The 1,741-nt window shown below is 55.2% G+C and carries 1 rRNA gene; it reads left to right on the top strand.

The features are described 5' to 3' along the window. Positions 1–1,676: ribosomal RNA gene (locus tag HP564_RS20160) — 23S ribosomal RNA — on the top strand; the annotation flags it as partial. Positions 1,677–1,741 lie beyond the last annotated feature (65 nt).

The following is a 1,741-nucleotide window of genomic DNA, read 5'->3' as shown; positions in this document are numbered from 1 at the left end:
GCTGGAGGTATCAGAAGTGCGAATGCTGACATAAGTAACGATAAAGCGGGTGAAAAGCCCGCTCGCCGGAAGACCAAGGGTTCCTGTCCAACGTTAATCGGGGCAGGGTGAGTCGACCCCTAAGGCGAGGCTGAAAAGCGTAGTCGATGGGAAACAGGTTAATATTCCTGTACTTGGTGCTGCTGCGAAGGGGGGACGGAGAAGGCTATGTTGGCCGGGCGACGGTTGTCCCGGTTTAAGCGTGTAGGTGTGTGTTCCAGGCAAATCCGGTTCACTTTACACTGAGGCGTGACGACGAGGCACTACGGTGCTGAAGCAACAAATGCCCTGCTTCCAGGAAAAGCCTCTAAGCATCAGGCAGCACGAAATCGTACCCCAAACCGACACAGGTGGTCAGGTAGAGAATACCAAGGCGCTTGAGAGAACTCGGGTGAAGGAACTAGGCAAAATGGTGCCGTAACTTCGGGAGAAGGCACGCTGGCGCGTAGGTGAGGGGACTTGCTCCCGGAGCCGAGGCCAGTCGAAGATACCAGCTGGCTGCAACTGTTTATTAAAAACACAGCACTGTGCAAACACGAAAGTGGACGTATACGGTGTGACGCCTGCCCGGTGCCGGAAGGTTAATTGATGGGGTTATCCGCAAGGAGAAGCTCTTGATCGAAGCCCCGGTAAACGGCGGCCGTAACTATAACGGTCCTAAGGTAGCGAAATTCCTTGTCGGGTAAGTTCCGACCTGCACGAATGGCGTAATGATGGCCAGGCTGTCTCCACCCGAGACTCAGTGAAATTGAAATCGCTGTGAAGATGCAGTGTACCCGCGGCAAGACGGAAAGACCCCGTGAACCTTTACTACAGCTTGACACTGAACACTGGTCCTTGATGTGTAGGATAGGTGGGAGGCTTCGAAGCGTGGACGCCAGTCTGCGTGGAGCCGTCCTTGAAATACCACCCTTTAATGGCTGGTGTTCTAACGTAGGCCCGTAATCCGGGCTGCGGACAGTGTCTGGTGGGTAGTTTGACTGGGGCGGTCTCCTCCCAAAGCGTAACGGAGGAGCACGAAGGTTGGCTAATCCTGGTCGGACATCAGGAGGTTAGTGCAATGGCATAAGCCAGCTTGACTGCGAGAGTGACGGCTCGAGCAGGTGCGAAAGCAGGTCATAGTGATCCGGTGGTTCTGAATGGAAGGGCCATCGCTCAACGGATAAAAGGTACTCCGGGGATAACAGGCTGATACCGCCCAAGAGTTCATATCGACGGCGGTGTTTGGCACCTCGATGTCGGCTCATCACATCCTGGGGCTGAAGTAGGTCCCAAGGGTACGGCTGTTCGCCGTTTAAAGTGGTACGCGAGCTGGGTTTAGAACGTCGTGAGACAGTTCGGTCCCTATCTGCCGTGGGCGCTGGAAAACTGAGGGGGGTTGCTCCTAGTACGAGAGGACCGGAGTGAACGCACCGCTGGTGTTCGGGTTGTCACGCCAGTGGCACTGCCCGGTAGCTAAGTGCGGAAAAGATAAGTGCTGAAAGCATCTAAGCACGAAACTTGCCCCGAGATGAGTTTTCCCTGAGCACGTGATGCTCCTGAAGGGACGTTGAAGACGACGACGTTGATAGGCCGGGTGTGTAAGCGCAGCGATGCGTTGAGCTAACCGGTACTAATGACCCGTGAGGCTTAACCTTACAACGCCAGAGGCGTTTTGTGAGACGCGGGATTTTCAGCTTGTGACGGACATATCTGCGCGGCC

The organism is Pantoea sp. KPR_PJ (genome assembly GCF_041386365.1).
Lineage (GTDB): Bacteria > Pseudomonadota > Gammaproteobacteria > Enterobacterales > Enterobacteriaceae > Pantoea.
This window is presented reverse-complemented; position numbering and strand designations above follow the sequence as displayed.